Below are 6,469 nucleotides of genomic sequence, written 5' to 3' on the forward strand. Positions count from 1 at the left end.
GGCGACTCGAACGCGCATAGTTGGGTCGCGTTGGACGATGCATACGGTGACTCTCTGTGACTGAAGAGTCTGTCGTGGTGCCTGGATGTTTGCGCGGGTTGCCGTCACGGTTGCCGTCACCATTTAGTGAGGTAGTCACGAGTCCCTGGTCGTGTTCGCCCTGTTCGGATCTTGCGGTGCTATCCCGTCGCCGTCGTCCCGCCCTTCGGGGAGCGCGGCAGGGCCGGCCCTGGTGTGCTCGGCTTCGCCCGGGATGACGGTGGCGGGGGTGGCGGCTATCCCGGAGCCCGAGGCCCCCGCCGGATGCGTCTGGGTTTCCTCCGCGCGGAGTTGGTGTGGCCGGCCGGCGCGGGCGGCGGCCGAAGGCCAGAGCCCGGCGCCGAGCCGGCACGGTCGCGACCACGCCGGGCGGGCCGAATGAGCAACGCGCACTGGACCTTGTTCAAGAGAATCCGCAATACGGTACCCGGCTTCCGGTCACTATGAAGGACCCGAGATGGGGCGCCGACGATGGTTGGGTGAAGATGTCGCAGACCGTGGATGGCGTCGAAATCCACTACGTCTATAACTTTGGGACTGGCGTGGCTGACGATTTCAAGTTCAAGGACTGGACGGAACCGGAGTAACTGGGCGATGAGATTGCTCTGCGTCGGCAGTGTCGGAAGCGACTTGCCTGCGGATGTGCTGGAGAAGTCGGGCAATACGGCCGCGTCCAGGTTCAATGTGACGGTCGGTCAGGAATACGCCGCCCAGGCGATCACTCTCTGGACATACGGCCTTGGCGTCCTCATAGTCGATGACACGGACAGGCCGAATTGGAAGCCAATGGAACTCTTCGTCGTCTCCGACGGGCGAATTCCGCACGGCTGGCAATTCTCCCCCGTCAAGGATCGCGATCCGGTTCTCGCACTATGGGGATATCCGACGCTCATTCGCGATCCCCGGCACCACGATGAGCTCATCGAACGTGACCTGGGGGCCTACAGAATTTTTCTCCGCGAAACGGGAGGAGGGGATGTCAATCGGTGACATGTCGGGTGGCTGCGACGAGCAGAAGCCGTCCCGGACAGACCGTCCTCCCGGGAGCCGCTTCTGTCGGTGTGGTGGGGCGTCAGAGGGTGGCCTCCGGGGGGAATCGGGTGACGGCGTCGGTGAGGGCTTGGGCGATGGTGGTGTGGTAGGCGGCGTTGGGAGCGTTGCCGGTCAGCAAGGCGGGGTCGATCTGGTTGGGGTGGGCGGGATCGCGGACGGCGGCGGCGAGGTCGACGATCTGGACGGCGCCGTAGTTGGGGAAGTTACTGAGCAGGTCGGCGTTGAGGGCCTGGCGTTGTAGCTCCCGCGGGTCGTTGTCGGCCAGGCCGAGCGCGGGGACGGTGGTGATGATGACGTTGACGAGCGCGCCGTTGGTGCGGCGGTGGTTGCGCAGACCGGTGTCGCTGCTGACGGCCATCAGCTTCCTGAGGTCCTGGGTGATGGTGTCGCGGTTGCGGCCGGCGAGGATGTCGTTGGCGCCCAAGGCAACGATCACGGTGCGCAGGGCGGGTTGGTTGAGCACCGTGGTGTCGAGCGACACGGGTGCCCTGGCGACGGTGGGGGCGCCCAGCCCGGGTCGGTTGCCGGGCACGGGGCTGCCGGAGAACAGGACTCTGGCGTCGTCCGGGCCGGCGTCGCGCTGGTAGACGTAGACGTCGGAGACGGCGCCGTTGAGGTAGTGGGTGTTGCTGCCGTTGAGTTTGCCGCGGCCGATGACCAGCGGCCCGGTGGCGTCGAAGCTGGGGGCGATGGCCCAGTTCTGTATTCCGCCGTTGAGGTAGAGAGCGGCGGACTTGGTGGCGGGTTCCCACGTGGCGAGCAGGTGGGTCCACACCCCGGTCTGGGCGGGAGCGGTGGACAGCACTCGGACGGGGACCGCGCCGGCGGTGTCGGTGCCGGGAATGGTGAAGGACCACTTGTTGTCGGGGGCGCTGTACTGCAGGGCGAACCCGCTCTGCTGGGTGCCGTCCTGGCTCACCACGGTCTGGGTGCCGCTGGTGGTGTTGAGTTTGACCCAGGCCGAGACGGTGAAGCCGGCGCTGGTCACCAGGGCACGGTTGGCGGTGGCCAGGCTGCCGTTGGCGCCGTTGAGGCTGATCGCGCCGCCCCGCTCGGTGGTCCAGGTGCCGCCGCCGGTCAGGGTGGCGGGGTTGGTGCCGGAGCTGTCGCGGGCGGTGCTGCCGGTGGCGTCGTCGAGGCGCCAGTGGCTGTTGGGGGCCAGACCGGCGCGGCTGGCGTTGACCAGCCCACCCGGCAGCGGCACGCCGCCGGCGTCGAGCAGGGCGGGCAGTTCGTCGACCCACGTGCCGCCGCCGGCCGGGGCGATGGCGGTGAGCTGATCCCCGAGGACGGCCACGGTGCCGGCCGCGGTGTCCGATGTGGACACGTCGACGCCGGACAGGTAGCGCGAACCGCCCAGCGTGGCCGTGAACGGGGTGCCGGTGCTGTCGCCGGTGGCGTTGCCGGTGGCCAGGTAGGTGGGCGCGGCGGGGTAGCTGTGGATCGCCGCGCCGGTGACCGCGGCCTGTAGATGCAGGCTGACCGCCAGATTGCCGCCCCCGGCGGGGAAGGCGACCGGGTCGCTGAGTGCCTCACCACCGGCCGCGACGGTGACCTGTGCGGAGCCGCCGAAGGTGAGGGCGGTCGGGGTGCCGGTGGTGGCCGCCCCGGTGCCGGACTGCGCGGCGATGCTGGCCGCGTTGATGGTCATGGCCGAGGCCGCGACCGGGTTGGCGACCCGGATGCGCACCGAGGACCCGGTCACGGTGGGGTGCACGATGGTGCGCAGGGTCTGGTTGGCGAACCCGACCCCACCGGCCGGCGGGACCGTGGCGTCGGCCGGGGCCGTCCAGGCCCCGATCCAACCCGGTGTGGCGACCCGGGGGGCCATGGCCAGCACGTGCAGGGCCGGGGAGCAGCTGCCCGGGACCAGGCTGCTGCCGTAGTTCGGCAGCGTGATCGACTTGAGCGTCTTGGTGGGGTCGGCCGGCAGGAACACCGCCCGCAGCCCCGGGTGCACGGTCCTGTCCACCCCGGAGGCGCCGACCCGGTAGGGCAGGGTGACGATGTTGGGATCGAGACTGACGTACCACACCCAGTCCTCCACCGCGCTCAGCCGGGTGTCCTGGGTGGTGTTGTCGGTGTAGGTCAACGTCGCCGTCCGGGCCGGCACGCTGCCGCAGGTCGCGGTCACCAGCAGGCCGACCGCGCTGGCCGCGACCTGCTGGGCGGCCGCGAACGGGATGGTCTGGCCGATGGCGATGACGTTGTCGGTGCCGTCGGCGCGCGGGGTGGGCATCGTGAAGTTCGCACCACCGATGCGGACCGGGGCGCCGGGGCCGTACCCGGTGGCGGCCAGCGTCTGCGCCGACAGGTAGCCGCCGTTGAGATCCAGGCTGGCGCGGGTGTCGGCCGGCACGCCGGTGTCGGCGACGATGCCGTCGTTGTTCATGGCCTGGGTGAAGCCGGCGGTGGTGACGTTGTTGATCGGCACCGCGCTGATGTAGTCCACCCCGGCCTTGTAGCGGTCGCCGGTGGAGGCCGGGTTGGTGCCGACCACCTTCACCGTCAACGTGTGCGCCCCGGCGGTCAGATGCAACCCGCCCAGCGCCACGAACTGGTTGCTCACACTGGAGGCGTAACCGTCCCATGGCGTGACATCGGTGTTCTGCAAGGGTTTGCCGTCCAGCAGCAGGGTCAGCTTGCCGTAGTCGGCCGCTTTGGTCAGCCCCGCGCCCAGCGCGTAGTCGGCCTCCAGCGGCACCGAGAAGCCCAGATCGAAGGACCCGTTGACCGTGTTGGACGCGAACAGCAACTGCTTGCCCTGCGTCCAGCTCACCAGGAAACAGCAGTTGGTCTGCGGCGCGGGCACGGCGCTTTGACCCTGTGGCACGCTCACCGTGACCTGCGCGGGATCATCGGCCTCCAGCCGGCTGGCCGGGATCAGATCCAGATAGTCGACCGCGACCAGGTACCGGAGGTCGATCGAGGAGGGGTCCGTGCCGGTCGTGGTCAGAGTCAGGGCGTGCTGTCCGGCCGCCAGCCGCCGGGTGCCCAGCGGCCGGTGTGACACTGTGGGTGGATTGGTCCAGCCGTTGAAGGTGCCCGGTGGCATGCCGAGTTCGGGGTGGCCGATCGGCGTTCCGTCGAGCGTGATGGCGAACTGGCCGAAGTCATAGGACGACATCAGGCCGGCGGCGAGTTGGTAGTTGCCGGTCGCGGTGACGGAGAACCGCAGGGTCATGGACTGGCCGGTGGTGGTGGCAGGCAGCATCACGAAGGAGCCGCCGGAGAAGGACATGGCGCAGCAGTCGTTGTTCAGCACCTGCGGCTGCACGCCCTGCCCGCTGAGTTGCATCGTCTCGGCTTCCACCCGCCGGGCGGCCGCCCCGGTGTTCGGAGCGACGTAGAAGGTGTGCGAGGACTCCGGCGAGAGGTTGTGCGCGTCGTCGAAGCTGCGCACGTGCACGGTGTGGTACCCGGCCGAGAGTCCGGCGGGGATCGGGATGAAGTCCTGGCCGTACCAGCTGTGCGGGATCCACCCGCCGCTGGCGCCGAAACTGCGGTTGTAGGTGCAGTCGTTTCCGCCCGGCACTACCTCGGTGCCCGAACCGAGGAACGTGTAAGTGTAACCCACGACGTTGGGTTCGAAGTTGGTGTGCACCGGGATCGCGCCCGGCGCGCCGGCGCCGGCGCCCCAATAGTTGGCCGGATAGTCGCCCGCGTCGCCGCGGATCCCCGGCGCGTTGCGGGGTGGGGTTGCCCGCACGATGAACGGATACCAGGAGCTGTACCCGCCGTTGTTCGGGTTGGCCAGGTTCCGCGACGGGTCTTCGGGGTTGTTGTTCACATACACCCGGAACTTCCATTCCCCGTCGGAAAGCCGGTCCACCGGCGGGATCCGCCACTGCCCCTCCGAGCCCGAGCTGATCCGCACCCCGCCACTGGAGGAGGTGATCCACCGGGTTTCGTCGGCGGTGTAGACGTGGTGCCACAACGCCGGCATCAACGGCGGGCTGTTGTTGTCCGACGCGGTGGCGTACAGGATCGGGTTGGCGTCGGAGGTGACCACCTTGCCGTAGCAGCGGACCTCGTTGGACACCCGCAACCCGGTGGCGTTGTTCGGTGGGAAGCTGAAAACCACCTCCAGCAACGGGTTGTTGGCGAACTTCTTCCACTGCAGGTCGTTGTTCTCGTCCGGGGCCGCCAGGCCCAGCGTGATGAAGGAGCCGTTGAGGTTGGCCGCGGCCTGCACGTGCTCGTTCGGATGGAAGATGACGTTGGCCGCGCCACCGCACTGATCCCCGGCATTGGACCACTGCTGCTCCAGGAAGTGGGTTATCGGTCCGGGCCAGCGGGTGCCGCCGTCGACCGGGAAGGTGTCGTACAGGTTGACCGGCTCGGAGGCGCAGGCGTGCGAAGCGTGCTTCTGCAGGGCGTAGAACGAGGCGGACCACACCGTGGGTGCGTAGTTGTTGCGCCACTGCAGATCCTGGGTGGGCATCTGGAAGTAGGAGCGGGCCACCCACCTGCCGCCGCACTCCCCTCTGTGGTCCCAGCAGCGGCCGACCTGGGCGTCCATGGCCGCGTTGTAGTAGTGCCAGCCATTGTCGGTCACCTCGACCCACGCGGTGCTGTTGCGAGACATCTGCGGGTCCAGGAAGACCGGATAGGTCACGTCCGGACCGGTCAGGGCGGCCGGGTCCGGCGTGAGGGTCAACTCCATGCTCGACGTGCCGGCCGGTACGGCGGACTTGTTCGGCGTGTGCCGCGCCCCGGCGGGGATCCTGCTGATCCGGCCGCTGCCGGGGTCGACCGCGGTCGGAGCCGGTCCGCGGCGCTCGTCGCGGGCGGAGTCCCACATGACCGGCGTGGATCCGGCGAAGATCGTCTTACCGGACCGGTCGGTGGCCGACAGGGAGCCGTCCTCGGCCACGCGCAGGGCCAGGTTGGTCGCCTCGACGGTGAACCTCAGATTGGCCAGTGCCGAGTTGCGGGCGGCCTGGGCGTCCTGGATCACCAGCGTTTCATGGTAGGTGTCCACATCGGCTGTGAGCACCAGGTCGACGCCCGGCAGCACGTCGGGGTAGGTCGCCGTGCTTCCGGTGACGACCGGTTTGGGCAGCGGATCCGGCCAGTCGAAGGTGAGCACCCGGTCCCCGTCGGCCAGCCGGATCAGCGGTGCGTCGCCACCGCTGGAGAACGCCACGTCGAGTGCGGCCGCGACCGGTGCGAGGACACCGTTCGCGCCTGGCCGCAGCGTGGTGTCGGTGCTCCGCCAGTTGCCGTCCTTGTGCACCCGCACCGGCCGCGCGTTCGACCGCAACGTGAACGTTCCGTTGGGATTGGCCGTGACCTGGCTTTTCTCGGTGGTCCGGCTGGTGACCTCGACCGGCTTGCCGGTCCGCCGGGCTTCCCGCACCGCGCTGGCGTCCAG

The 6,469-nt window shown here is 69.0% G+C and carries 3 protein-coding genes; 2 read left to right on the top strand and 1 reads right to left on the bottom strand.

Features of this window, described 5'->3' with window-relative positions; genetic code table 11:
* Nucleotides 1–335 precede the first annotated feature (335 nt).
* Together VFO68_RS02395 and VFO68_RS02400 are read left to right on the top strand one after the other, a co-directional pair.
* Complete coding sequence (locus tag VFO68_RS02395; RefSeq protein WP_325156457.1) at nucleotides 336–626, top strand: hypothetical protein; 291 nt, start codon at nucleotides 336–338, stop codon at nucleotides 624–626.
* Between the two features lie 55 nt (nucleotides 627–681).
* Nucleotides 682–1,029, top strand: coding sequence for a hypothetical protein (locus VFO68_RS02400; RefSeq protein ID WP_325156458.1), 348 nt, complete (start codon nucleotides 682–684; stop codon nucleotides 1,027–1,029).
* Nucleotides 1,030–1,111: 82 nt separating this feature from the next.
* Here VFO68_RS02400 and VFO68_RS02405 read toward each other — a convergent pair whose 3' ends face one another.
* Nucleotides 1,112–6,454 carry a LamG-like jellyroll fold domain-containing protein gene (locus VFO68_RS02405; RefSeq protein ID WP_325156459.1) on the bottom strand — a complete coding sequence of 1,781 codons (5,343 nt, stop codon included), beginning with the start codon at nucleotides 6,452–6,454 and terminating at the stop codon, nucleotides 1,112–1,114.
* Between the last annotated feature and the right edge of the window lie 15 nt (nucleotides 6,455–6,469).

Origin of the sequence: Actinophytocola sp. (assembly GCF_035712165.1) — a bacterium.
GTDB lineage: Bacteria > Actinomycetota > Actinomycetes > Mycobacteriales > Pseudonocardiaceae > DASYTH01.